The following is a 24,712-nucleotide window of genomic DNA, read 5'->3' as shown; positions in this document are numbered from 1 at the left end:
TTGAAATCCCTATGTACCAGGTTGTTGCATCTGATTTAGATGGCACGCTGCTTTCCCCCGACCACACCCTGTCGCCTTACGCGAAAGAGACCTTAAAACTCCTGACTGCCCGTGGCGTGAACTTTGTGTTCGCCACCGGCCGCCACCACGTCGACGTGGGGCAGATCCGCGATAATCTCGAGATCAAATCGTACATGATCACCTCCAACGGTGCGCGCGTGCATGATACCGACGGCAACCTGATCTTTACCCACAACCTGGATCGCGATATTGCCGCCGATCTGTTTGGCGTGGTGCATAACAACCCGGCTATCGTCACTAACGTTTACCGCGACGACGACTGGTTTATGAACCGCCACCGCCCGGATGAAATGCGTTTCTTCAAGGAAGCGGTATTCAACTACTCCCTTTACGAACCGGGCCTGCTGGAGCCGGAAGGGATCAGCAAGGTGTTCTTCACCTGCGACAGCCACGAAGAGCTGCTCCCGCTGGAACAGGCGATCAACGCTCGCTGGGGCGATCGCGTCAACGTAAGCTTCTCAACCCTGACCTGTCTTGAAGTGATGGCGGGTGGCGTCTCCAAAGGTCACGCGCTGGAAGCGGTTGCGAAACGCCTGGGCTTCGGGCTCAAAGACTGTATCGCCTTCGGTGACGGCATGAACGACGCCGAGATGCTTTCAATGGCAGGCAAGGGCTGCATCATGCAGAACGCGCACCAGCGTCTGAAGGATCTCCACCCTGAACTGGAAGTCATTGGTTCTAACGCTGACAACGCGGTACCGAAGTATCTGCGCAAGCTGTTCCTTGAATAATCTTCACTTGATTGTTTATTGCTCAGTTGTCAACTAAAGAGTTCGCTACAATGCCTCTCCTTCTTTCTGAGAGACAAGCATTGTGGCGCTACTCATTATCACCACTATCCTGTGGGCCTTCTCCTTTAGCCTGATTGGCGAATACCTTGCCGGTTCGGTCGACAGCTACTTCTCGGTGCTGATGCGCGTGGGGCTGGCGGCACTGGTGTTCCTGCCGTTTCTGCGCACGCGCGGACAGTCGCTGAAAACGATTGTGCTGTATATGCTGGTGGGGGCGATGCAGCTCGGCATCATGTATTTGTTCAGCTTCCGGGCTTACGTCTATCTGTCCGTCTCGGAATTCCTGCTCTTTACCGTGCTGACGCCGCTCTACATCACGCTGATTTACGATCTGCTGAGTAAACGCCGTCTGCGCTGGGGATACCTGCTGAGCGCGGCGCTGGCGGTGATTGGCGCGGCGATTATTCGCTACGACAAAGTAAGCGATCACTTCTGGACCGGGCTGATGTTCGTCCAGCTCGCCAACATCAGTTTCGCTATCGGCATGGTGGGCTACAAACGCCTGATGGAAACCCGTCCGATGCCGCAGCATAACGCGTTCGCATGGTTTTATATGGGCGCCGCGATTGTCGCGGTAGCGGCGTGGTTTATGCTCGGTAACCCGCAAAAGTTGCCTACCACCATCGTACAGTGGGGTGTTCTGGTCTGGCTGGGCGTCGTGGCTTCCGGGTTGGGGTACTTCATGTGGAACTACGGCGCGACGCAGGTCGACGCCGGTACGCTGGGGATTATGAACAACGTGCATGTCCCGGCAGGGCTGCTGGTCAACCTTGCCATCTGGCAGCAACAGCCGCACTGGCCAAGCTTCCTTATTGGGGGAGCGGTGATCCTGGCTTCGCTGTGGGTCCATCGACGCTGGGTCGCTCCGCGCTCCGCACAAACGGAAGATGGTCGCACGCGTGGTTCCGCGCTGAGCGAATAAACGCCTCCGTAATCGGCTGACGCTGCTCCCCATCGCGCACGGCAGCGTACAGCCGGCTCCACAGTCCTTCTCCCAGGGTTTTGGTCACCACCAGACCCTGGCGTTCAAAGCTCTCCACCACCCAGTGCGGCAGCGCCGCGATACCCATTCTGGCCGCCACCATCTGAATCAGCAGCAGGGTGTTATCCACGCTTTTTAGCTGCGGGCTAATGCCCGCGGGCTGCAGGAAGTGACGCCAGATATCCAGACGACTGCGCTGAACCGGGTAAATCAGCAGCGTTTCCGTCGCCAGGTCTTCCGGCGTGATGCGCGTTTTGGCCGCCAGCGGGTGGTCCGGCGCCAGCACCAGGCGCACCTCATAATCAAACATCGGCGAATAGTGCAGGCCGCTGCGCGGCAGAATGTCAGAGGTCATGACCAGATCCAGCTCGCCCTGCTGCAGCGAGGGCTGCGGGTCGAACGTCACGCCGGATTTAAAGTCCATCTCCACCTGCGGCCACTTCTGGCGGAAGTTCTCAAGCGCGGGGGTCAGCCACTGAATACAGCTGTGGCACTCAATAGCGATACGCAGTTTGGTCTGCTGCGGTTCGTTACACGCCTGCAGCGCGCTCGCGATCTGTGGCAGAACCTGATTCGCCAGCTGAAGGAGAATTTCACCCTGCGGCGTAAAGCGTAGCGGCTGGCTTTTACGCACAAAAAGACGGAAGCCGAGGCGTTGTTCCAGATCGCTGAACTGGTGAGAAAGGGCGGACTGTGTCTGGTGCAGCGTGGCCGCAGCAGCCGCGAGCGAACCGCAGTTTCGCAACGCTTGTAGCGTTTTCAGGTGTTTAATCTCGATCATGAAAGTCCTTCACTTCGCCATGAACATTTTGCGCTTGAGGAATATACAGTACCTGCCAATTATAGAAGTGTAAACATCTGGACGTCTAAATAACGAATTTCACAAGGGGTACACCATGACAATCCGCAATCACACTCTCGGTTTCCCTCGCGTTGGCCTGCGTCGCGAGCTGAAAAAAGCGCAAGAAAGCTACTGGGCGGGGAACGCCACGCGTGAAGAGCTGCTGGCAGTGGGACGCGAGCTGCGCGCCCGCCACTGGGATCAGCAGAAGCAGGCGGGCATTGACCTGCTGCCGGTGGGCGATTTCGCCTGGTACGACCATGTTCTGACGACCAGCCTGCTGCTTGGCAACGTGCCGGCTCGTCATCAGAACAAAGATGGATCGGTAGATATCGATACCCTGTTCCGCATCGGCCGTGGCCGTGCGCCAACGGGTGAGCCAGCGGCAGCGGCGGAAATGACTAAGTGGTTTAACACTAACTATCACTATATGGTGCCGGAGTTCGTAAAAGGTCAGCAGTTTAAACTGACCTGGACGCAGCTTCTGGATGAAGTGGACGAAGCGCTGGCGCTGGGCCACCAGGTTAAACCCGTGCTGCTGGGGCCAGTGACCTATCTGTGGCTGGGGAAAGTCAAAGGCGAGCAGTTCGATCGTCTGAGCCTGCTGAAGGACATTCTGCCGGTCTACAAACAGGTGCTGATTGAGCTGGGCAAACGCGGCATTCAGTGGGTGCAAATCGACGAACCGGCGCTGGTGCTCGAGTTGCCTCAGGAATGGCTCGATGCCTTCAAACCGGCGTATGACGCGCTCACCGGGGAGGTGAAGCTGCTACTGACAACCTATTTCGAAGGCGTGACGCCGAACCTGAACACGATTACCGCGCTGCCGGTGCAGGGCCTGCACGTAGACCTTGTACACGGTAAAGATGATGTGACGGAGCTGCACAAGCGCCTGCCCGCAGACTGGCTGCTCTCCGCCGGTCTGGTGAATGGCCGTAACGTCTGGCGCGCCGACCTGACCGAGAAATACGCACAAATCAAAGACATCGTCGGTAAACGTGAGCTGTGGGTGGCCTCGTCCTGCTCGCTGCTGCACAGCCCGATCGACCTGAGCGTGGAAACCCGTCTCGACCCTGAAGTAAAGAGCTGGTTTGCCTTCGCGCTGCAAAAATGTGAAGAGCTGGCCCTGCTGCGCGACGCGCTGAACAGCGGCTACACGGCGGCAATTACCGAATGGAGCGCCCCGATCCGGGCGCGCCGCCACTCCGCGCGCGTGCATAACCCGGCGGTGGAAAAACGTCTGGCGGCCATCACCGCCCAGGACAGCCAGCGCCAGAGCCCGTATGAGGTGCGCGCCGAAGCCCAGCGCGCCCGCTTCAATCTACCTGCGTGGCCGACCACGACGATTGGTTCCTTCCCGCAGACCACCGAGATCCGAGGCCTGCGTCTGGACTTTAAAAAGGGCAATCTGGATGCGAATCACTACCGCACCGGGATCGCGGAACACATCAAGCAGGCGATTATCGAGCAGGAACGCCTGGGGCTGGACGTGCTGGTGCACGGTGAGGCCGAGCGTAACGACATGGTGGAATATTTTGGGGAGCACCTGGACGGCTTCGTCTTTACCCAGAACGGCTGGGTGCAGAGCTATGGCTCCCGATGCGTGAAGCCGCCGGTGGTCATCGGTGACGTCAGCCGTCCGGAAGCGATCACCGTGGAGTGGGCGAAGTACGCCCAGTCCCTGACCGACAAGCCGGTGAAAGGCATGCTCACCGGTCCTGTGACCATTCTTTGCTGGTCCTTCCCGCGTGAAGACGTGACCCGTGAAACCATCGCCAAACAGATCGCCCTGGCGCTGCGTGATGAAGTGGCGGATCTGGAAGCCGCAGGCATTGGCATTATTCAGATTGACGAACCGGCCCTGCGCGAAGGTCTGCCGCTGCGTCGCAGCGACTGGGACGCCTACCTGCAGTGGGGCGTGGAGGCGTTCCGCATCAACGCCGCGGTGGCGAAGGACGACACTCAGATCCACACCCACATGTGTTACTGCGAATTTAACGACATCATGGATTCGATTGCCGCGCTGGACGCCGACGTGATCACTATTGAGACCTCGCGTTCAGATATGGAGCTGCTGGAGTCGTTTGAAGAATTCGACTACCCGAACGAAATCGGGCCGGGCGTGTACGACATCCACTCCCCGAACGTGCCGAGCGTGGAGTGGATTGAAGCCCTGCTGAAAAAAGCGGCCCAGCGTATTCCGGCAGAGCGTCTTTGGGTAAACCCGGACTGCGGACTGAAAACCCGCGGTTGGCCTGAAACCCGCGCAGCGCTGGCGAACATGGTGAAGGCAGCGCAGAATTTGCGTCAGGCGTAGGGGTATTGGATGGCCCGGTAAGGCGTAACTGCCTCCGGGCTTATTGTTATTACGCTTTCTTACCGCCGTACTGGCTAAACCACGCCAGCATTCTCTGCCAGCCATCTTTGGCTGATTCCGCGTGATAGCTCGGACGATAATCGGCGTTAAACGCATGCCCGGCATCCGGGTACACCACAATCTCCGCCTTCGCATTGGCCGCACGCAGCGCATGGCGCATGGTTTCTACCGAATCCAGCGAAATACCGGTGTCCTGACCGCCATAAAGCCCTAACACGGGGGCATTTAACTCGGTGGCGATATCGACGGGATGTTTAGGCGAATTCAGCGTTTTTTCACCCACCAGTTTGCCGTACCAGGCGACAGCAGCTTTGAGCTGCGGGTTATGCGCGGCATACAGCCAGCTAATGCGACCGCCCCAGCAGAAACCGGTGACCAGCAGACGATGCGGATCGCCGCCGTTGCGCGCCGCCCAGCTGGCGACATGATCGAGATCGGCCAGCACCTGCGCGTCCGGGACTTTGCTGACCAGGTTGCTGAGCAATGTTGGAATATCACTGTAGTCGTTCGGATCGCCCTGACGGAAGTAGAGCTCTGGCGCAACGGCCAGATACCCTTCCAGCGCCAGCCGGCGGCAGAGGTCGCGAATGTGTTCGTGAACACCAAATATCTCCTGAATCACAATCACGATGGGTAGCGGACCCTCTGCCGATTTTGGTCGGGCGTGATAAGCAGGCATATTCTCCCCCTGCGAGGGAATAGAGGTCTCGCCCGCGGTAATTGCCGCTTCTGGAGTCGACACGATGGTTGAAGCATGTGGGGCCGCAGCAGGTGCAAAACCGGTTTTTTCAGTCATGGCATTCTCCGTACCAATGAGTTAGCGCAAAGGTAAATATAGACACCAGGTTAACAACTCACAGTGCCTTAAACGGTCTATCTTTTGTGCAGCACCTGGCGATATAACTTGTTAATGTGATGTAAATCACTTTTTTATGGAAATTCAATGTAACCATTTTCATTCATGGTGAGGTTCGTCACGAAAATATGCTTACTGCTTCTGTAAAGTACCGTTTTACTTCTTCTGACTAACCGACCCACAGAGGAGTCACCTATGTCTAAGTCTGATGTTTTTCATCTCGGCCTCACTAAAAACGATTTACAAGGGGCTACGCTCGCCATCGTCCCTGGCGATCCGGAGCGTGTGGAAAAGATCGCCGCGCTGATGGATAAGCCGGTCAAGCTGGCTGCCCATCGTGAGTTCACCACCTGGCGCGCAGAGCTGGATGGCAAAGCGGTGATCGTGTGCTCTACCGGTATCGGTGGTCCGTCTACGTCTATTGCTGTTGAAGAGCTGGCGCAGCTGGGTATCCGCACTTTCCTGCGTATCGGTACGACCGGCGCTATTCAGCCGCATATCAACGTCGGCGACGTTCTGGTCACGACCGCGTCCGTCCGTCTGGACGGCGCAAGCCTGCATTTTGCACCAATGGAATTCCCGGCAGTGGCTGATTTCGAATGTACCACCGCGCTGGTTGAAGCTGCGAAATCCGTAGGCGCAACCACTCACGTGGGCGTAACCGCGTCTTCCGACACCTTCTACCCGGGCCAGGAGCGTTACGATACCTTCTCAGGCCGCGTGGTTAGCCGTTTCAAAGGCTCAATGGAAGAGTGGCAGTCCATGGGTGTGATGAACTACGAAATGGAATCCGCAACGCTGCTGACCATGTGCGCAAGCCAGGGTCTGCGTGCCGGTATGGTGGCGGGCGTTATCGTCAACCGTACCCAGCAGGAGATCCCGAACGCCGAAACCATGAAGCAGACCGAAAGTCATGCAGTGAAAATCGTGGTGGAAGCAGCGCGTCGCCTGATCTAGTCCTCTCTTCTTAAATCAAAGGCCGACACGTTCGGCCTTTATTTTTTGCGTAGCGCCTCGCAGGAAAACCCTTTCAAACTGGACGTTTATACAGCACAATTCTATTTTGTGCGGGTAATACGTTGATGCAGGGGGCATTGTGGATATCTCAATCCTGATTTACGCGGTGATTGCGTTGGTGAGCTTAGGGATTGGCTGGCTGATTTCCAGCTACCAGCATGCGCAGCAGAAGGCCGACCAGCTGGCTGAGCGAGAAGAGATGGTCGCAGATTTAAGCGCTATAAAACAGCAGCTTGTGCTGAGCGAACACTGGCGCGATGAGTGTGAGTTGCTCAACAACGAGCTGCGCAACCTGCGTGATATCAACACGTCACTGGAGGCCGATCTCCGCGAAGTGACCACCCGCCTTGAATCCACCCAACTGCATGCGGAAGACAAAATCCGCCAGATGATCAACAGCGAGCAGCGTCTCAGCGAACAGTTTGAGAATCTCGCGAACCGCATTTTTGAGCACAGCAACCGCCGCGTTGACGAACAAAACCGCCAGAGCCTGAACAGTCTGCTGACGCCCCTGCGTGAACAGCTGGACGGTTTTCGTCGTCAGGTGCAGGACAGTTTTGGTCAGGAAGCTCGTGAGCGGCACACCCTGGCTCATGAGATTCGCAATCTTCAGCAGCTAAATGCACAGATGGCGCAGGAAGCGGTCAACCTCACCCGAGCGCTCAAAGGGGACAACAAAACCCAGGGCAACTGGGGTGAGGTGGTGCTGACCCGCGTACTGGAAGCTTCCGGCCTGCGGGAAGGATATGAATACGAAACGCAGGTGAGTATCGAAAACGATGCCCGCTCGCGCATGCAGCCAGATGTGATCGTGCGGCTGCCGCAGGGCAAAGATGTGGTGATTGACGCCAAGATGACGCTGGTAGCGTATGAGCGTTACTTCAACGCGGAGGATGAATACACCCGCGAATCGGCGCTGCAGGAGCACATTGCCTCGGTGCGTAATCACATTCGCCTGCTCGGCAGAAAAGACTACCAGCAGCTGCCGGGTTTGCGCTCACTGGACTATGTCCTGATGTTTATTCCGGTAGAGCCCGCATTTCTGCTGGCAATCGACAGACAGCCTGAGCTTATAACCGAAGCGCTCAAAAATAATATTATGTTGGTCAGCCCCACCACGCTGCTGGTGGCGTTACGCACCATTGCGAACCTGTGGCGCTATGAGCACCAGAGCCGCAACGCGCAGCAGATTGCCGATCGTGCCAGCAAGCTGTACGACAAAATGCGCCTCTTTGTGGACGACATGTCTTCAGTCGGGCAAAGCCTGGATCGTGCGCAGGATAACTATCGCCAGGCGATGAAAAAACTCGCCTCCGGACGTGGCAATCTGCTGGCGCAGGCTGAATCATTCCGCAGTCTGGGAGTAGAAGTTAAACGCGAGATTAATCCGGAATTGGTCGAGCAGGCCACCGCCCAGGACGACGAGTTTCGCCTGCGAGAAGGGGCGAACGAACAAAAGACAAACAGTGAAGACAATACGTTAGCGGCGGATTCATCACCAGACGAGATTCCAGCGCGTTTTTTTCGCGGTGGTTGAAACGTAGGGCAAACGCGCCCAATCTGATACACTTCACGAACATTTTACTGATAAGCAGGCTCTAAGATGGCTGACGATTCACAAGACACAACGCACTTTGGCTTTCAGACTGTCGCCAAAGCGCAGAAAGCTGACATGGTGGCCCACGTATTTCATTCCGTGGCGGCGAAGTACGATGTGATGAATGACCTGATGTCGTTCGGCATTCATCGCTTGTGGAAGCGCTTCACCATTGACTGTAGCGGCGTGCGTCGCGGACAAACGGTGCTGGATTTAGCTGGCGGTACGGGCGATTTAACCGCGAAATTCTCTCGTCTGGTGGGTGAAACCGGTCGCGTTGTTCTCGCCGATATTAATGACTCCATGCTGAAAATGGGACGCGAAAAGCTGCGTAACATCGGTGTGGTGGGGAATGTTGAATATGTGCAGGCAAACGCCGAAGCGCTGCCGTTCCCGGACAATACCTTTGACTGCATCACTATCTCCTTCGGTCTGCGTAACGTGACCGATAAAGAAAAAGCGCTGCGCTCCATGTACCGCGTGCTGAAGCCGGGTGGACGCCTGCTGGTGCTTGAATTCTCCAAACCGATTATTGAGCCGCTGAGCAAAGCTTACGACGCCTATTCCTTCCACGTGCTGCCGCGCATCGGTGAGCTTGTGGCTAACGACGCTGAAAGCTACCGTTATCTGGCGGAATCTATCCGTATGCACCCGGATCAGGACACATTAAAAGCCATGATGCAGGATGCAGAATTTGAGAACGTTGAATATTTCAACCTGACGGCGGGCGTCGTCGCGCTGCATCGCGGTTACAAGTTCTGAGTGGAGGTGTCCCGTGCCCTTTAAGCCCTTAGTCACCGCAGGTATCGAAAACGTACTGAATGCCTTTCTCTATCGTGCTCCGGCGCTGAAAGCAGCGCGTCAGCGGCTAAACGGGAAGATATTACGTATTGTTTTAAAAGAGTTCTCGACGCCGCTTGTGCTGGTATTCAGCGAACGCCAGCTTGACGTTCTGGGGGCGTGGAAAGGTGAAGCTGACTGCTCGGTCATCACGCACATGAGCGTGCTGCCAAAACTGCGCGATCGCCAGCAATTAACGGCGCTTATCCGCAGCGGTGAGCTGGAGGTGGAAGGCGACATTCAGGTCGTGCAGAACTTCGTTGCCCTCACCGATCTGGCGGAGTTCGATCCGGCAGAGCTGCTCGCGCCTTTTATCGGCGACATTGCTGCCGAAGGCATCGGGAAAGTCCTTCATGGTGGCGCCTCCTTTGCGCGTAAAAGCCTCCAGCGCCAACAACGCTATGTGGCGGAAGTGATGACTGAGGAGTGGCGAATGGCGCCCGGGCCACTGGAAGTTGCATGGTTTGCGGAAGAAACCGCTGCTGTTGAACGCGCGGTTGATGCGTTTACCAAACGGCTGGAAAAACTGGAGGGCAAATGACGCCTGGTGAAATTCGGCGCCTCTATTTTATTATTCGCACCTTTTTGAGCTACGGGCTCGACGAGCTTATTCCCAAAATGCGCATCACGCTGCCGCTTCGCATATGGCGGCGAATGCTGTTCTGGATGCCTAATCGCCACAAAGGTCAACCGCTGGGTGAGCGTCTGCGCCTGGCGCTGCAGGAACTCGGTCCGGTATGGATTAAATTCGGGCAGATGCTCTCGACCCGCCGCGACCTCTTCCCGCCTCTCATTGCCGATGAGCTCGCAATGCTTCAGGACCGCGTCGCACCCTTTGACGGCGCGCGCGCGAAAAAGCAAATTGAAGAGGCGATGGGAAATGTACCCGTCGAAACCTGGTTTGACGATTTCGATATTCAGCCGCTGGCGTCGGCCTCTATCGCGCAGGTGCACACCGCGCGTTTGAAAGAAAACGGCAAAGAAGTCGTTATCAAAGTTATTCGTCCGGACATCCTGCCAGTCATCAAAGCGGACATGAAGCTGATTTATCGTCTGGCGCGCTGGGTGCCACGCTTGCTGCCGGACGGGCGCCGCCTTCGTCCACTGGAAGTGGTGCGGGAATATGAAAAAACGCTGATTGATGAGCTTAACCTGCTGCGCGAATCGGCAAACGCCATTCAGCTGCGCCGCAACTTTGAAAACAGCCCGATGCTCTATGTACCTGAAGTCTATTCTGACTACTGCAGCCAGAACATGATGGTGATGGAGCGTATCTACGGTATTCCGGTTTCGGATGTCGTAGCCCTGGAGAAGCAGGGAACAAACATGAAGCTCCTGGCCGAACGTGGCGTACAGGTCTTCTTTACCCAGGTATTCCGCGACAGCTTTTTCCATGCGGACATGCATCCGGGCAATATCTTTGTGAGCTACGAACACCCTGAGGACCCGAAATATATCGGTATCGACTGCGGGATTGTGGGGTCGCTGAACAAAGAAGATAAACGGTATCTGGCTGAGAACTTCATCGCGTTCTTCAACCGCGACTACCGTAAGGTGGCCGAGCTGCACGTCGATTCCGGCTGGGTTCCGCCGGACACTAACGTCGAAGAGTTCGAGTTTGCGATCCGGACCGTTTGTGAACCGATTTTTGAAAAACCACTGGCGGAAATCTCCTTTGGGCACGTACTGTTGAACCTGTTCAACACGGCTCGCCGGTTTAATATGGAAGTTCAGCCACAGCTAGTTTTACTTCAGAAAACATTACTTTACGTTGAGGGTGTAGGCCGACAGCTCTATCCTCAGTTAGACTTGTGGAAGACTGCGAAACCTTTCCTTGAATCCTGGATTAAGGATCAGGTTGGCATTCCGGCGCTGGTGCGCTCGCTGAAAGAGAAGGGCCCGTTCTGGATAGAAAAAATGCCTGAAATTCCCGAACTGGTTTATGACAGTTTGCGTCAGAGCAAGAACCTTCAGCACAGCATGGATAAAATCGCCCGCGAGCTTCAGTCCAGCCGCGTTCGCCAGGGGCAGTCCCGCTATCTCTTTGGGATTGGCGCAACGCTGCTGTTGAGCGGTACGCTGCTGCTGATCAACCGTCCGGACTGGCAGATGATGCCAGCCTGGCTGATGGCTGGCGGGGTGGTAGTCTGGCTTGCCGGATGGCGAAAAACGCGCTGAGTTTGCGTCGCCATCGATGGGTCGCATACGTATAATGCGACCTGACTCATTAATCATCTATCCCTGAGGAACATGTATGGGTGGTATCAGTATCTGGCAATTGTTGATCATTGCCGTCATCGTCGTGCTGCTGTTTGGCACCAAAAAGCTCGGTTCTATTGGTTCCGATCTGGGCGCGTCTATCAAAGGCTTTAAGAAAGCGATGAGCGATGATGAGAGCAAGCAGGATAAAACCAGCCAGGACGCTGACTTTACTGCTAAATCCATCTCCGACAAGCAAGAAGAAGCCAAAAAGGAAGACGCCAAACGCCACGATAAAGAGCAGGTATAAGTCGTGTTTGACATTGGTTTTGGTGAGCTGCTGCTGGTCTTTGTGATTGGCCTGATCGTGCTGGGGCCGCAGCGTCTGCCGGTGGCGGTGAAAACCGTTGCGGGCTGGGTGCGTGCGCTGAGATCGCTGGCATCGACCGTTCAGAATGAGCTGGCGCAGGAGCTTAAGCTGCAGGAATTTCAGGAAAGCCTCAAAAAGGTCGAGAAGGCGAGCATGGATAATCTGACGCCGGAACTGAAAGCCTCAATGGATGAACTGCGTGAAGCGGCGGAATCCATGAAGCGCTCTTACAGCGTCAACGATCCTGAAAAAGCGAGCGATGAAGCGAACACCATCCATAACCCGGTGGTGAAGGGCAGCGAGGAGCAGCGCGAGGGCGTAACGCCTGCCAGCGCTGAACATCAGGCTGCTGCGCCAGAACAGACGCCGCAGGAAACCGAAGTGAAAAAACAGACGCAGCCGGAAGAACCGGTAACTAAAACGGCGGAAGTAAAGCCCGCTGCGTCCGTTTCCGAATCATCCCCCTCGTCGAGTGATAAAGCGTAAACATGGCAGTAGATGATACTCAACCGCTGATTACGCACCTCATAGAGCTGCGTAAGCGCCTGTTAAACTGCATTATTGCAGTTTTTGTTATTTTTCTATGCCTGGTTTATTTCGCCAACGATATCTACCAGGTTGTCTCTGCACCATTAATTAAGCAGATGCCGCTGGGCGCAACGATGATTGCGACGGATGTGGCTTCTCCGTTCTTTACCCCCATCAAGCTGACCTTCTGGGTGTCGTTGATAGCCTCTGCGCCCGTCATTCTTTACCAGGTATGGGCGTTTGTGGCGCCCGCGCTGTATAAACACGAACGCAAGCTGGTTATCCCGCTGCTGGTGTCCAGCTCGCTGCTGTTCTATATCGGCATGGCGTTTGCCTATTTCGTTGTCTTCCCGCTGGCCTTCGGCTTCCTGACGCATACCGCGCCGGAAGGGGTCCAGGTGTCGACGGATATTGCCAGCTACCTCAGCTTTGTGATGGCGCTGTTTATGGCGTTTGGCGTGGCATTCGAAGTGCCGGTGGCCATTGTGCTGCTTTGCTGGGTAGGGGTTACGACTCCGGATGACCTGCGTAAGAAGCGTCCGTATATTCTGGTGGGCGCCTTCGTGGTCGGCATGCTGCTAACGCCGCCGGATGTGTTCTCGCAGACGCTGCTGGCCATACCGATGTACTGTCTGTTTGAGGTCGGCGTTTTCTTCTCGCGTTTCTACGTGGGTAAAGGACGTCGAGCGGATGACGAAGACGATACGTCCGACAAGACCACTGAAGAGTAAAACCAGCCGCCCGTGAGGGCGGTTGTTATATGGGGATTTGCATGTTTGATATCGGACTCAACCTGACCAGCTCGCAGTTTGCGAAAGATCGTGATGAGGTGGTTGCGCGTGCGTTTGCCGCCGGGGTGAAAGGACTGCTGCTGACGGGCACCAACCTGCATGAGAGCGAGCAGGCGCAGCAGCTGGCGCAACGATACGATCGCTGTTGGTCTACTGCTGGCGTGCATCCTCACGACAGCAGCCAGTGGACCGCGGAAAGTGGCGACACCCTACGCAGGCTGGCAAAGACACCAGAAGTGGTGGCGATTGGCGAGTGCGGCCTCGATTTCAACCGTAACTTTTCCACGCCTGAAGAGCAGGAAAAGGCATTCACTGCCCAGCTTGCGCTAGCGGCAGAGCTTGAAATGCCCGTATTTATGCACTGCCGCGACGCGCATGAGCGTTTTCTGACTCTGCTTGATCCGTGGCTCGAGAAACTGCCCGGCGCGGTGCTGCACTGCTTCACCGGCTCACGGCAGGAGGCGCTGGAATGCCTGGAGCGTGGGCTTTATCTGGGGATTACCGGCTGGGTTTGCGATGAGCGCCGCGGGCTTGAGCTTCGGGAGCTGTTGCCAGCGATCCCGGCTGACCGGTTGCTCCTTGAAACGGACGCACCTTATCTCCTGCCGCGCGATATGAAACCCAAACCGGCATCGCGACGAAATGAGCCCGCTTATCTGGGGCACATTATTGAGAGCGTCGCGAAGTGGCGCGGAGACGATCCGCACTGGCTTTCGGCACAGACGGATGACAACGTGCGTAAGCTGTTCGGGATAAATGTTTAAAGTTTACGGAAGTCGGTGTTTTTAACGCTCTGCAGCACCTGCTTGTTCAGCAGATTAAGCAACAGCATAGAGCGCGCTTCCCCGTCCGGCTCGGCAAAAATCGCCTGCAGGCCTTCGAAAGCCCCTTCGGTAATCACGACGCTATCGCCCGTATAGGGTGTTTCCGGGTCGGTGAGACCTTCGGGCTGTTGATATATCGACAGCTGATGAATAACCGTCGACGGAACTGTTGCCGGGTGGGCACCAAAACGAACGAAGTGGCTGACGCCGCGCGTTGCACTGATGGTGGTGGTGTGGATGACTTCCGGGTCGAATTCCACGAAGAGGTAGTTCGGGAACAACGGCTCGCTGACGGTTGTGCGCTTCCCGCGCTGCATTTTTTCAAGCGTGATCACGGGCGTCAGGCAATTTACAGACTGACGTTCAAGATGTTCCTGCGCGCGCTGAAGTTGCCCGCGTTTGCAATACAGTAAATACCAGGCCTGCATAATCACTCTTTCCCTTAGTTCGGGGCGCAAGCATATCAAAACCCTGGCGGGATCGCTAAGTTGATTATAATGGGGGAAAATGGAACAGAACGCATAAGTTCACGCTTATTTAACAAAATTACAGCATCAAGCAGGCTTACGCCGTATAATGAAGCGCTTACAGAGAGGCCATGATTAACTGCATGAAATACCACGATCTCCGCGACTTCCTGACGCTGCTGGAAAAGCAGGGTGAACTCAAGCGTATTACACTTCCTGTTGATCCTTATCTGGAGATGACAGAAATTGCTGACCGCACCCTGCGTGCCGGTGGCCCCGCATTACTGTTTGAAAATCCAAAAGGTTACTCAATGCCGGTTCTGTGCAACCTGTTTGGTACACCGCGTCGCGTCGCACTGGGGATGGGGCAGGAAGACGTCACGGCGCTGCGTGAAGTCGGTAAGCTGCTGGCCTTCCTGAAAGAGCCGGAGCCGCCGAAAGGCTTCCGCGATCTGTTCGACAAACTGCCGCAGTTTAAGCAGGTGCTGAACATGCCCACCAAACGCCTGCGCGGCGCGCCGTGCCAGCAGAAGGTGCTGGAAGGCGATGCGGTTGATTTGACTAAAATCCCTATCATGCAGTGCTGGCCGGAAGATGCTGCGCCGCTGATCACCTGGGGACTGACCGTCACGCGCGGCCCGCACAAAGAACGCCAGAATCTCGGTATTTACCGCCAGCAGTTGATTGGCAAGAATAAGCTCATCATGCGCTGGCTGTCGCATCGCGGCGGCGCGCTGGATTTTCAGGAGTGGTGTGCTGCACACCCGGGTGAACGTTTCCCGGTATCTGTCGCCCTGGGCGCCGATCCGGCCACCATTCTGGGGGCCGTCACACCCGTACCGGATACGCTCTCGGAATATGCCTTTGCAGGCCTGCTGCGCGGGACGAAAACGGAAGTTGTGAAGTGTATCTCTAACGATCTCGAAGTCCCGGCCAGTGCAGAAATTGTGCTGGAAGGTTACATTGAACCGGGTGAAATGGCGCCAGAAGGCCCTTACGGCGACCACACCGGCTATTACAACGAAGTGGATAACTTCCCGGTGTTCACCGTAACGCACATTACGCAGCGTGAAGATGCGATTTATCACTCCACGTATACCGGGCGTCCACCGGATGAACCCGCGGTACTGGGCGTGGCGCTGAACGAAGTGTTTGTGCCGATTCTGCAAAAGCAGTTCCCGGAAATTGTTGATTTTTATCTGCCGCCTGAAGGATGCTCGTATCGCATGGCGGTGGTCACGATGAAGAAGCAGTATCCTGGTCACGCGAAACGCGTGATGATGGGCGTGTGGTCTTTCCTGCGCCAGTTTATGTATACCAAATTTGTTATTGTCTGCGATGATGACGTTAACGCCCGCGACTGGAATGACGTAATCTGGGCCATTACCACGCGAATGGACCCGGCGCGCGATACCGTGTTAGTCGAAAACACGCCGATTGATTATCTGGATTTTGCCTCGCCGGTTTCCGGTCTTGGCTCAAAGATGGGACTGGATGCCACAAATAAATGGCCTGGCGAAACCGACCGTGAATGGGGTCGCCCGATCAAAAAAGATCCTGCTGTGACCGCGCGCATTGACGCGATCTGGGACGAGCTGGCCATAATGAATAACGGTAAACCCTGAGCTGACCGTTAAGCCCTATAGACTTCCCGACAGAGAGAGCGAATGACAACCTTAAGCTGTAAAGTGACCTCGGTAGATGCCATCACCGACACCGTATATCGCGTCCGTTTAGTGCCAGAAGCGCCATTCTCTTTCCGCGCGGGTCAGTACCTGATGGTTGTGATGGATGAGCGTGATAAGCGTCCTTTCTCCATGGCCTCCACGCCAGCGGAGCAGGAATTTATTGAGCTTCATATTGGTGCGTCAGAGCTTAACCTGTATGCAATGGCGGTGATGGATCGGATCCTGAAGGAACGTGAAATCGTGGTGGATATTCCGCACGGCGATGCGTGGCTGCGCGATGACGAAGACCGTCCGCTGATCCTGATTGCCGGTGGTACAGGCTTCTCCTACGTGCGATCCATTCTGTTAACCGCCCTGGCGCGTAACCCGGACCGTGACATCACCATTTACTGGGGTGGCCGTGAAGAGAAACACCTGTATGACCTGTCTGAACTGGAAGCGCTGAGCGTAACCCATCCTAACCTGCGCATTGAGCCGGTGGTTGAGCAGCCGGAAGAGGGCTGGCGCGGGCGTAGCGGGACGGTGCTGACGGCGGTGCTGCAGGATCACGGCACGCTGGCAGGACACGATATCTATATCGCTGGCCGTTTTGAGATGGCGAAAATTGCCCGTGACCTGTTCTGTAACGAACGTGACGCGCGTGAAGACCGCCTGTTTGGCGATGCGTTTGCCTTCATTTAAGTAAAAAACCCGCCCCTGACAGGCGGGAAGAACGGCAACTAAACTTCTGCCGGGTCGCATTTGCGACCCGGTTTTTTATCACACTCTCTCAAACACCGTCGCGATACCCTGACCCAGCCCAATACACATCGTTGCCAGACCAAACTGGGCATCTTTGCGTTCCATCAGGTTGATCAGCGTCGTGCTGATACGCGCCCCGGAGCAGCCCAGCGGGTGACCGAGGGCGATCGCGCCGCCGTTGAGGTTAATCTTCTCGTCGATCTGCTCCATCAGCCCCAGATCCTTAATGCACGGCAGGATCTGCGCGGCGAACGCTTCGTTCATCTCAAACAGGTCGATGTCGCTGGCGGTTAATCCCGCTTTTTTCAGCGCTAGCTTAGAAGCCGGAACCGGGCCGTAACCCATGATCGACGGATCGCAGCCCACGACCGCCATCGAGCGTACCCGAGCGCGAGGCGTTAATCCCAGCTCGCGGGCGCGGCTTTCGCTCATCACCAGCATCGCGGCGGCGCCGTCTGACAGCGCCGACGAGGTCCCTGCTGTGACCGTACCGGTGACGGGGTCAAACGCCGGACGCAGCGTGGAAAGCGCTTCGACGGTGGTTTCCGGGCGGATGACTTCGTCGTAGCTGAACTGCTTCAGAACGCCGTCTGCATCGTGGCCGCCGGTCGGGATGATCTCATTCTTAAAGGCGCCGGACTGCGTGGCGGCCCAGGCGCGAGCGTGAGAGCGCGCGGCAAAGGCATCCTGCATTTCGCGGCTGATGCCGTGCAGGCGGGAGAGCATCTCGGCGGTCAGACCCATCATCCCCGCGGCTTTCGCCACGTTGCGGCTCATCCCCGGGTGGAAATCGACCCCGTGGCTCATCGGCACGTGCCCCATATGCTCGACGCCGCCCACCAGGCAGGCCTGCGCATCACCGGTCATGATCATGCGGGCCGCGTCGTGCAGCGCCTGCATTGATGAACCGCACAGGCGGTTGACGGTGACGGCCGGAACCGAATGCGGGATCTCCGCCAGCAGCGACGCGTTGCGGGCGATGTTGAAGCCCTGCTCCAGGGTCTGCTGCACGCAGCCCCAGTAGATATCGTCCAGCGCAGCCGGATCCAGCACCGGGTTACGCGCCAGCAGGCTACGCATCAGGTGCGCGGAGAGGTCTTCCGCACGCACGTTACGGAACGCGCCGCCTTTTGAACGGCCCATCGGGGTGCGAATCGCATCAACAATGACAACCTTTTCCATTGTGACTCCTTAAGCCGTTTTCAGCTCGCCAACCGGACGGGCTGGCTCAACTGCGGGATAGTAGGGTTCGTTATGGCGCGCTTTGTTACGCAGCCCTTCCGGCACCTCATAAAGCGGGCCGAGGTGCTGATACTGCTGAGCCATATCGAGATAGCGGGCGCTGCCGAGCGTGTCCAGCCAGCGGAACGCGCCGCCGTGGAACGGAGGGAAGCCCAGGCCGTAAACCAGCGCCATGTCGGCTTCTGCCGGGCTGGCGATGATGCCTTCTTCGAGGCAGCGCACCACTTCGTTGATCATCGGGATCATCATGCGGGCGATGATCTCATCGTCGGTGAAGTCGCGTTTTGGCTGGCTAACGTCGGCCAGCAGACTATCCACCGCGGCATCTTCTTCTTTCTTCGGTTTGCCTTTGCTGTCTTCTTTATAGCGCCAGAAGCCCAGACCGTTTTTCTGGCCGAAGCGGTTAGCGTCGAACAGCGCGTCAATGGCGTCGCGATAGTCTTTCTGCATGCGCTGCGGGAAGCCTGCCGCCATCACCGCCTGGGCGTGGTGGGCGGTATCAATGCCTACAACGTCCAGCAGATACGCCGGGCCCATCGGCCAGCCGAACTGCTTTTCCATCACTTTGTCGATTTTGCGGAAGTCCGCGCCGTCGCGCAGCAGCTGGCTGAATCCGGCGAAGTAAGGGAACAGCACGCGGTTGACGAAGAAGCCCGGGCAGTCGTTAACAACGATCGGGGTTTTGCCCATCTTGCTGGCCCACGCCACCACCTTGGCGATGGTGTCGTCAGAGGTCTTTTCCCCGCGGATCACTTCGACCAGCGGCATACGATGTACCGGGTTGAAGAAGTGCATACCGCAGAAGTTTTCCGGACGCTTCAGCACGCTCGCCAGTTCGCTGATTGGAATGGTGGAGGTGTTAGAGGCCAGCACGGTATCCGGGCGAACCTTGTCTTCCGTTTCCACCAGCACCGCTTTTTTGACCTTCGGGTTCTCGACGACGGCTTCGACCACCACGTCGACACGATCAAAACCGCTGTATTCCAGCACGGGCTGGATGGTGGAGATCACGCCTGCGAGCTTCAGCCCGTCAATTTTTCCGCGTTCCAGCTGTTTATTCAGCAGCTTGGCCGCTTCGGTCATGCCCAGCGTCAGGGATTTCTCGCTGATGTCTTTCATCACCACCGGCACGCCTTTCCAGGCGGACTGGTAAGCGATGCCGCCACCCATAATGCCTGCGCCGAGTACCGCCGCATGTTTTGGCGTTTCAACGTTTTTGGTCAGCTGTTTGGCTTTCCCTTTCACGAACTGATCGTTGAGGAAGATACCGACCAGCGCGCGAGCTTCATTGGTGTGCGCCAGCGGGACAAAGCTCTGATTTTCGAGCTTCAGCGCTTCATCGCGACCAAGGCGGGCAGCAGCTTCAATGGTTTTCACCGCCGTGATCGGCGCCGGGTAGTGTTTACCCGCCGTCTGCATCACCATGCCTTTGGCGATAGTGAAGCTCATGGTGGCTTCAATCTTGCTGAGTTTTAACGGTTCCAGCTTCGGCTGACGTTTGGCTCTCCAGTCGAGATCGCCGTTGATTGCCTGACGCAGAATGGCGAGTGCGCCTTCAACCAGCTTCTCAGGTTTTACAACGCCGTCGACCAGGCCAATTTTCTGCGCCTGTTCGGCGCCGACATCTTTACCTGCGGCAATGATCTCCAGGGCGCTGTCGGCACCCAGCATGCGCGGCATACGCACGGAGCCGCCAAAGCCCGGCATGATGCCCAGCTTGGTTTCCGGCAGGCCGATGCGCAGGTCCGGCGTCGCCAGGCGGTAGTCGGTCGCCAGCACGCATTCGCAGCCACCGCCCAGCGCATAACCGTTAACGGCGGAAATGGTCGGGACAGGCAGATCTTCCAGACGATTAAAGACGCTGTTGGCAAAGTGCAGCCACTGGCTCAACTGTTCTTCCGGAACCAGGAATAGCGAAAGGAACTCGGTGATATCGGCACCGACGATAAAGGCCGCTTTGTTCGAACGCAGCAGCAGCCCTTTTAATTCAGGTTGTTTTTCAAGAACATCCAGCGCCTGGCCAAGACTGGCCACCGTCGCGGTATCAAGTTTGTTCACTGAGCCGGGGGCATCGAACACCAGTTCGGCAATGCCATCTTCCAGCCAGTTGAGGTACAGGGTGTCGCCTTTGTAGAGCATGTCAGTCTCCTGAATCCAGCAATTGGATCTGGTCATACCAGATGAATCGGAGTGTGGGATTTATGTTAATAAAATGCAAATTACTCATTAAGAAAATGCTGCATTGATCACGGTCGGTGGAAATCACGCAGCCGGAGTGAGGTGTGCTAAGATGCGATGACTTGAGGTCAAAAAACGAAAGGAATAATGATGGACTCACTGGCTTCGCTTTATAAAAATCATATCGTTACCCTACAGGAACGTACCCGCGATGTACTGGCCCGTTTTAAGCTGGATGCGCTGCTGATCCACTCCGGCGAGCTAATGAATACCTTTCTGGATGACCACGCTTATCCGTTTAAGGTGAACCCACAGTTTAAGGCCTGGGTGCCGGTGACGCAGGTTCCCAACTGCTGGCTGCTGGTAGATGGTGTGAACAAGCCGAAACTGTGGTTCTACCTGCCGGTCGATTACTGGCACAACGTTGAGCCGCTGCCGACCTCTTTCTGGACGGAAGAAATTGAGGTGATTGCGCTGCCAAAAGCGGACGGCATTGGCAGCCAGCTGCCTGCCGCGCGTGGCAACATCGCTTATATTGGCCCTGTTCCGGAGCGTGCATTAGGCCTGGATATTGCGGCAGACAAACTCAACCCGAAAGGGGTGCTGGATTACCTCCACTATTACCGCGCGTATAAAACCGACTACGAACTTTACTGCATGCGTGAAGCGCAAAAGACCGCGGTGAACGGTCACCGTGCGGCGCATGAAGCCTTCCAGTCCGGCATGAGCGAGTTCGATATCAACCAGGCGTACCTGACCGCCACCGGTCATCGCGATACCGACGTGCCGTACAGCAACATCGTCGCGCTGAATGAGCACGCGTCTGTGCTTCACTACACCAAACTGGATCACCATGTTCCGTCGGAAATGCGCAGCTTCCTGCTGGACGCAGGGGCAGAATATAACGGCTACGCGGCTGACCTGACCCGTACCTGGGCGGCGAATGCGGATACCGATTTCGCGCAGCTTATTAAAGACGTAAACGATGAACAGCTGGCGCTTATTGGCACCATGAAGGCGGGAACCAGCTATGTGGATTACCACATTCAGTTCCATCAGCGCATTGCTAAACTGCTGCGTAAGCATCAGATTGTGAAAGACATGAGCGAAGAGGCGATGGTCGAGAACGATCTGACCGGGCCATTCATGCCGCACGGTATCGGCCACCCGCTGGGCCTGCAGGTTCACGACGTTGCGGGCTTTATGCAGGATGATACCGGCACGCACCTGGCGGCACCGTCTAAATATCCTTACCTGCGCTGCACCCGTATTCTGGAGCCGCGTATGGTGCTGACGATTGAGCCGGGGATCTACTTTATTGAATCCCTGCTGGCGCCGTGGCGTGAAGGCCAGTTCAGCAAGCACTTCAACTGGGAAAAAATTGACGCGCTGAAGCCGTTTGGCGGTATTCGCATCGAAGATAACGTTGTGGTTCATGAAAACGGTATCGAGAACATGACGCGAGACCTGAAGCTGGCCTGATGGAAAGCTGGCTGATACCGGCTGAACCGGTCACCTTTGTTGAGGAAATCAAGAAAAGCCGCTTTATTACGCTGCTGGCGCATACCGACGGCGTAGAGGCGGCAAAGGCGTTTGTCGAGTCCGTTCGGGCTGAGCATCCTGACGCCCGCCACCACTGCGTGGCGTGGGTAGCAGGGCCGCCGGACGATTCACAACAGCTGGGGTTTTCCGACGACGGTGAACCGGCGGGCACGGCCGGTAAGCCTATGCTTTCGCAGCTGATGGGCAGCGGCGTGGGCGAAATAACCGCCGTGGTGGTGCGCTACTACGGCGGCATTTTGTTAGGCACCGGTGGGCTGGTAAAAGCCTATGGCGGGGGCGTGCAGCAGGCGCTTAATATGCTGGTCACTACCCGCAAAACGCCGCTTACCGAATATACTTTATTATGCGATTACGCCCAGCTATCGGGTATTGAAGCGCTGCTGCGGCAGTTTAACGGTGTCATCGCACACAGCGAATATCAGGCAATGGTGCAATTACGCGTGGCGCTTCCTCAGGCGGAGCTGGCTGCTTTTTCAGCAAAACTGGCTGATTTTAGTCGTGGTTCGTTGCAATTGCTGCCGATTGAAGAATAATCCCCACCTCACTTTTGAATACCAAAGGAAGCGGCAGAGATGCATTTTCGTGCCATAACCCGAATCGTTGGACTGCTGGTCATACTCTTTTCCGGGACGATGATTCTCCCAGGACTGGTGGCGCTTATCTACCGGGACGGTGCGGGGCGGGCATTCACCCAGACCTTCTTTGTCGCGCTGGCGATTGGCTCGCTGCTGTGGTGGCCAAACCGTCGTCAGAAAGGTGAACTGAAATCCCGCGAAGGATTTTTGATTGTGGTCCTGTTCTGGACGGTGCTGGGGAGCGTCGGTTCGCTGCCCTTTATCTTCTCTGAACAGCCTAATCTGAGCATCACGGATGCCTTTTTTGAATCGTTCTCAGGTTTAACAACCACTGGGGCGACGACGCTGGTCGGGCTGGATTCGCTTCCGCACGCGATTCTCTTTTATCGCCAGATGCTGCAGTGGTTCGGCGGTATGGGGATCATCGTCCTGGCGGTGGCTATTCTCCCTATTCTGGGCGTTGGTGGCATGCAGCTCTATCGCGCCGAAATGCCCGGGCCGCTGAAAGATAACAAGATGCGCCCGCGTATTGCCGAGACGGCGAAAACCCTGTGGCTGATTTATGTCTTGCTGACGGTAGCCTGTGCGCTGGCGCTATGGTTTGCCGGGATGCCTGCTTTCGACGCCATCGGACACAGTTTCGCGACGATTGCCATTGGCGGGTTCTCTACCCACGATGCCAGCGTGGGCTACTTCGACAGCCCAACGATTAACACTATCATTGCCATTTTCCTGCTGATCTCTGGCTGTAACTACGGCCTGCACTTCTCTTTACTGAGCGGACGCAGCCTGAAGGTGTACTGGCGCGATCCTGAGTTCCGCATGTTCATTGGCGTCCAGCTTACGCTGGTGATCATCTGTACCCTGGTGCTGTGGTTCCATGATGTCTACAACTCCGCGCTGACCACGCTAAATCAGGCGTTCTTCCAGGTGGTATCGATGGCGACGACAGCCGGGTTTACCACGGACAGTATCGCCCGTTGGCCGCTGTTCCTGCCGGTGCTGCTTTTATGCTCTGCATTTATTGGGGGTTGTGCGGGGTCCACGGGCGGTGGCCTGAAGGTAATTCGTATTCTGCTGCTGTTTAAGCAGGGCAACCGTGAGCTGAAGCGCCTGGTCCACCCGAACGCGGTCTACAGCATTAAGCTGGGGAACCGCGCGCTGCCGGAACGTATCCTCGAAGCGGTGTGGGGATTCTTCTCGGCGTATGCGCTGGTCTTTATCGTCAGTATGCTGGCGATTATCGCGACGGGTGTGGATGATTTCTCCGCCTTTGCGTCCGTGGTGGCAACATTGAATAACCTCGGGCCTGGCCTGGGGGTTGTGGCGGATAACTTTGCGAGTATGAACCCCGTCGCGAAATGGATCCTCATCGCCAATATGCTGTTTGGTCGCCTTGAGGTCTTTACGCTGCTGGTGCTCTTCACCCCTACATTCTGGCGCGAGTAAGGAGCCGTTGATGAAAACACTCATTCTTTTCTCTACGCGAGACGGGCAAACGCGTGAGATTGCCGCGTATCTGGCATCTGAACTCAAAGAACTGGGGATATATTCGGATGTGGTAAACCTGAACCGTGCGGATCAGATAGCCTGGCAGGATTACGATCGCGTGGTAATTGGCGCGTCAATTCGTTACGGGCATTTCCATCCGGCGCTGGATCGCTTTGTGAAAAAGCACACCGCGGTGCTCAATAAATTGCCCGGAGCGTTTTACTCGGTAAATCTGGTCGCACGTAAAGCAGAGAAGCGTACGCCGCAGACTAACAGCTACACGCGCAAGTTTTTACTCAGCTCGCCGTGGCAGCCAGACCTTTGCGCTGTCTTTGCCGGCGCGCTGCGCTACCCTCGTTATCGTTGGTATGACCGCTTTATGATCCGTCTTATTATGAAGATGACCGGAGGTGAAACCGATACGCGTAAAGAAGTGGTTTATACCGACTGGTCGCAGGTGGCTAGTTTTGCCCGGGAAATCGCACATTTAACGGGCGATTCGCGACTTAAATAAGCGTTAAGCTTGAAAAATGAGCGAACGATAAGTTTTTTGTATTTTGTGCTTGTCACGTCGGAATAACTCCCTATAATGCGCCTCCACTGACACGGAACAACGGCACACACGCCGCCGGGTCAGCAGAGAATAGCGTAAATAAACGCTTGACTCTGAAGC

The 24,712-nt window shown here is 56.3% G+C and carries 23 protein-coding genes; 18 read left to right on the top strand and 5 right to left on the bottom strand.

The genetic code is table 11. The features are described 5' to 3' along the window. Window positions 1-11 precede the first annotated feature (11 nt). Window positions 12-812 carry a sugar/pyridoxal phosphate phosphatase YigL gene (gene yigL, locus UR504_RS19980; protein ID WP_029741831.1) on the top strand — a complete coding sequence of 267 codons (801 nt, stop codon included), beginning with the start codon at window positions 12-14 and terminating at the stop codon, window positions 810-812. Between the two features lie 82 nt (window positions 813-894). Next, window positions 895-1,794, top strand: a complete 900-nt coding sequence (locus UR504_RS19975; RefSeq protein WP_115877019.1) for a carboxylate/amino acid/amine transporter — start codon at window positions 895-897, stop codon at window positions 1,792-1,794. Here the strand turns inward: UR504_RS19975 and metR are convergent. After that, window positions 1,682-2,635 carry an HTH-type transcriptional regulator MetR gene (gene metR / locus UR504_RS19970; protein ID WP_274241236.1) on the bottom strand — a complete coding sequence of 318 codons (954 nt, stop codon included), beginning with the start codon at window positions 2,633-2,635 and terminating at the stop codon, window positions 1,682-1,684. The two genes, UR504_RS19975 and metR, sit on opposite strands and share 113 nt — an antisense overlap. 115 nt (window positions 2,636-2,750) lie before the next feature. Between metR and metE the strand changes: the two genes are divergently transcribed. Continuing rightward, on the top strand, window positions 2,751-5,012 hold the full coding sequence (gene metE / locus UR504_RS19965; RefSeq protein WP_320740066.1) for a 5-methyltetrahydropteroyltriglutamate--homocysteine S-methyltransferase: 2,262 nt from the start codon (window positions 2,751-2,753) through the stop codon (window positions 5,010-5,012). Between the two features lie 49 nt (window positions 5,013-5,061). Here metE and UR504_RS19960 read toward each other — a convergent pair whose 3' ends face one another. Further along, entirely contained in the window at window positions 5,062-5,868 is an 807-nt protein-coding gene (locus UR504_RS19960) for a dienelactone hydrolase family protein (protein WP_115877022.1), read from the bottom strand. 255 nt (window positions 5,869-6,123) lie between these two features. Between UR504_RS19960 and udp the strand changes: the two genes are divergently transcribed. From udp to tatD, 9 genes are all read left to right on the top strand, one after another. Continuing rightward, on the top strand, window positions 6,124-6,885 hold the full coding sequence (gene udp / locus UR504_RS19955) for a uridine phosphorylase (RefSeq protein ID WP_003860792.1): 762 nt from the start codon (window positions 6,124-6,126) through the stop codon (window positions 6,883-6,885). A 139-nt stretch (window positions 6,886-7,024) separates the two neighbouring features. Then, window positions 7,025-8,482 carry a DNA recombination protein RmuC gene (gene rmuC / locus UR504_RS19950; RefSeq protein ID WP_320740065.1) on the top strand — a complete coding sequence of 486 codons (1,458 nt, stop codon included), beginning with the start codon at window positions 7,025-7,027 and terminating at the stop codon, window positions 8,480-8,482. A 66-nt stretch (window positions 8,483-8,548) separates the two neighbouring features. After that, window positions 8,549-9,304, top strand: a complete 756-nt coding sequence (ubiE, locus tag UR504_RS19945) for a bifunctional demethylmenaquinone methyltransferase/2-methoxy-6-polyprenyl-1,4-benzoquinol methylase UbiE (RefSeq protein WP_023309612.1) — start codon at window positions 8,549-8,551, stop codon at window positions 9,302-9,304. A gap of 13 nt (window positions 9,305-9,317) precedes the next feature. Next, the gene (gene ubiJ / locus UR504_RS19940; protein WP_302238168.1) at window positions 9,318-9,923 is read left to right on the top strand and encodes a ubiquinone biosynthesis protein UbiJ; all 606 of its coding nucleotides are present in this window, start codon (window positions 9,318-9,320) and stop codon (window positions 9,921-9,923) included. Beyond that, complete coding sequence (gene ubiB, locus UR504_RS19935; RefSeq protein ID WP_111963544.1) at window positions 9,920-11,560, top strand: ubiquinone biosynthesis regulatory protein kinase UbiB; 1,641 nt, start codon at window positions 9,920-9,922, stop codon at window positions 11,558-11,560. Before ubiJ ends, ubiB begins: the two co-directional genes overlap by 4 nt. Before the next feature lie 76 nt (window positions 11,561-11,636). Continuing rightward, the gene (gene tatA, locus UR504_RS19930) at window positions 11,637-11,891 is read left to right on the top strand and encodes a Sec-independent protein translocase subunit TatA (RefSeq protein ID WP_020882874.1); all 255 of its coding nucleotides are present in this window, start codon (window positions 11,637-11,639) and stop codon (window positions 11,889-11,891) included. Window positions 11,892-11,894: 3 nt separating this feature from the next. Next, window positions 11,895-12,437: a Sec-independent protein translocase protein TatB gene (gene tatB / locus UR504_RS19925; RefSeq protein WP_302238164.1), complete on the top strand. Its 543-nt coding sequence runs from the start codon at window positions 11,895-11,897 to the stop codon at window positions 12,435-12,437. 2 nt (window positions 12,438-12,439) lie between these two features. After that, on the top strand, window positions 12,440-13,210 hold the full coding sequence (gene tatC, locus UR504_RS19920) for a Sec-independent protein translocase subunit TatC (RefSeq protein WP_115877026.1): 771 nt from the start codon (window positions 12,440-12,442) through the stop codon (window positions 13,208-13,210). Between the two features lie 41 nt (window positions 13,211-13,251). Then, window positions 13,252-14,034, top strand: a complete 783-nt coding sequence (gene tatD, locus UR504_RS19915) for a 3'-5' ssDNA/RNA exonuclease TatD (RefSeq protein WP_302238159.1) — start codon at window positions 13,252-13,254, stop codon at window positions 14,032-14,034. Here the strand turns inward: tatD and rfaH are convergent. Beyond that, entirely contained in the window at window positions 14,031-14,522 is a 492-nt protein-coding gene (rfaH, locus tag UR504_RS19910) for a transcription/translation regulatory transformer protein RfaH (RefSeq protein WP_111963548.1), read from the bottom strand. The two genes, tatD and rfaH, sit on opposite strands and share 4 nt — an antisense overlap. A gap of 170 nt (window positions 14,523-14,692) precedes the next feature. Here rfaH and ubiD point away from each other — a divergent pair, with 170 nt between their 5' ends. Together ubiD and fre are read left to right on the top strand one after the other, a co-directional pair. Then, window positions 14,693-16,186, top strand: a complete 1,494-nt coding sequence (gene ubiD, locus UR504_RS19905) for a 4-hydroxy-3-polyprenylbenzoate decarboxylase (protein WP_133295312.1) — start codon at window positions 14,693-14,695, stop codon at window positions 16,184-16,186. Window positions 16,187-16,228: 42 nt separating this feature from the next. Then, a complete protein-coding gene (fre, locus tag UR504_RS19900) occupies window positions 16,229-16,930 on the top strand; it encodes an NAD(P)H-flavin reductase (protein WP_008501516.1) in 702 nt (233 codons plus the stop codon). A 78-nt stretch (window positions 16,931-17,008) separates the two neighbouring features. On the opposite strand, the gene fadA is transcribed toward fre, so the two are convergent. After that, window positions 17,009-18,172, bottom strand: coding sequence for an acetyl-CoA C-acyltransferase FadA (fadA, locus tag UR504_RS19895; protein ID WP_302238150.1), 1,164 nt, complete (start codon window positions 18,170-18,172; stop codon window positions 17,009-17,011). Between the two features lie 9 nt (window positions 18,173-18,181). Then, complete coding sequence (fadB, locus tag UR504_RS19890) at window positions 18,182-20,371, bottom strand: fatty acid oxidation complex subunit alpha FadB (RefSeq protein WP_302238148.1); 2,190 nt, start codon at window positions 20,369-20,371, stop codon at window positions 18,182-18,184. A 189-nt stretch (window positions 20,372-20,560) separates the two neighbouring features. Between fadB and pepQ the strand changes: the two genes are divergently transcribed. Genes pepQ through hemG form a run of 4 tightly spaced genes read left to right on the top strand, consistent with a single transcriptional unit; the run spans window position 20,561 to window position 24,553 of the window. Then, window positions 20,561-21,892, top strand: a complete 1,332-nt coding sequence (gene pepQ / locus UR504_RS19885; RefSeq protein ID WP_111963551.1) for a Xaa-Pro dipeptidase — start codon at window positions 20,561-20,563, stop codon at window positions 21,890-21,892. Further along, window positions 21,892-22,506, top strand: coding sequence for an IMPACT family protein (locus tag UR504_RS19880; RefSeq protein WP_024908007.1), 615 nt, complete (start codon window positions 21,892-21,894; stop codon window positions 22,504-22,506). Before pepQ ends, UR504_RS19880 begins: the two co-directional genes overlap by 1 nt. A gap of 39 nt (window positions 22,507-22,545) precedes the next feature. Continuing rightward, window positions 22,546-23,997, top strand: coding sequence for a Trk system potassium transporter TrkH (gene trkH, locus UR504_RS19875; protein WP_023309600.1), 1,452 nt, complete (start codon window positions 22,546-22,548; stop codon window positions 23,995-23,997). A gap of 10 nt (window positions 23,998-24,007) precedes the next feature. Continuing rightward, window positions 24,008-24,553, top strand: a complete 546-nt coding sequence (gene hemG, locus UR504_RS19870; RefSeq protein ID WP_115877030.1) for a menaquinone-dependent protoporphyrinogen IX dehydrogenase — start codon at window positions 24,008-24,010, stop codon at window positions 24,551-24,553. Window positions 24,554-24,712: the final 159 nt, after the last annotated feature.

The organism is Enterobacter sp. 241F3 (genome assembly GCF_034106785.1).
Taxonomy (GTDB): domain Bacteria; phylum Pseudomonadota; class Gammaproteobacteria; order Enterobacterales; family Enterobacteriaceae; genus Enterobacter; species Enterobacter vonholyi.
The sequence above is the reverse complement of the archived record's forward strand: the minus strand, read 5'-3'. Positions and strand labels throughout refer to the sequence as shown.

Bases quoted from the DNA above. Each gene is read 5' to 3' on its own strand.
- fadB (WP_302238148.1), bottom strand. From the start codon at position 20,371: ATGCTCTACAAAGGCGACACCCTGTACCTCAACTGGCTGGAAGATGGC.
- yigL (WP_029741831.1), top strand. From the start codon at position 12: ATGTACCAGGTTGTTGCATCTGATTTAGATGGCACGCTGCTTTCCCCC.
- ubiE (WP_023309612.1), top strand. From the start codon at position 8,549: ATGGCTGACGATTCACAAGACACAACGCACTTTGGCTTTCAGACTGTC.
- tatD (WP_302238159.1), top strand. From the start codon at position 13,252: ATGTTTGATATCGGACTCAACCTGACCAGCTCGCAGTTTGCGAAAGAT.
- metE (WP_320740066.1), top strand. From the start codon at position 2,751: ATGACAATCCGCAATCACACTCTCGGTTTCCCTCGCGTTGGCCTGCGT.
- fre (WP_008501516.1), top strand. From the start codon at position 16,229: ATGACAACCTTAAGCTGTAAAGTGACCTCGGTAGATGCCATCACCGAC.
- ubiD (WP_133295312.1), top strand. From the start codon at position 14,693: ATGATTAACTGCATGAAATACCACGATCTCCGCGACTTCCTGACGCTG.
- pepQ (WP_111963551.1), top strand. From the start codon at position 20,561: ATGGACTCACTGGCTTCGCTTTATAAAAATCATATCGTTACCCTACAG.
- tatC (WP_115877026.1), top strand. From the start codon at position 12,440: ATGGCAGTAGATGATACTCAACCGCTGATTACGCACCTCATAGAGCTG.
- trkH (WP_023309600.1), top strand. From the start codon at position 22,546: ATGCATTTTCGTGCCATAACCCGAATCGTTGGACTGCTGGTCATACTC.
- tatA (WP_020882874.1), top strand. From the start codon at position 11,637: ATGGGTGGTATCAGTATCTGGCAATTGTTGATCATTGCCGTCATCGTC.
- UR504_RS19960 (WP_115877022.1), bottom strand. From the start codon at position 5,868: ATGACTGAAAAAACCGGTTTTGCACCTGCTGCGGCCCCACATGCTTCA.
- ubiB (WP_111963544.1), top strand. From the start codon at position 9,920: ATGACGCCTGGTGAAATTCGGCGCCTCTATTTTATTATTCGCACCTTT.
- hemG (WP_115877030.1), top strand. From the start codon at position 24,008: ATGAAAACACTCATTCTTTTCTCTACGCGAGACGGGCAAACGCGTGAG.
- fadA (WP_302238150.1), bottom strand. From the start codon at position 18,172: ATGGAAAAGGTTGTCATTGTTGATGCGATTCGCACCCCGATGGGCCGT.
- udp (WP_003860792.1), top strand. From the start codon at position 6,124: ATGTCTAAGTCTGATGTTTTTCATCTCGGCCTCACTAAAAACGATTTA.
- metR (WP_274241236.1), bottom strand. From the start codon at position 2,635: ATGATCGAGATTAAACACCTGAAAACGCTACAAGCGTTGCGAAACTGC.
- rfaH (WP_111963548.1), bottom strand. From the start codon at position 14,522: ATGCAGGCCTGGTATTTACTGTATTGCAAACGCGGGCAACTTCAGCGC.
- UR504_RS19880 (WP_024908007.1), top strand. From the start codon at position 21,892: ATGGAAAGCTGGCTGATACCGGCTGAACCGGTCACCTTTGTTGAGGAA.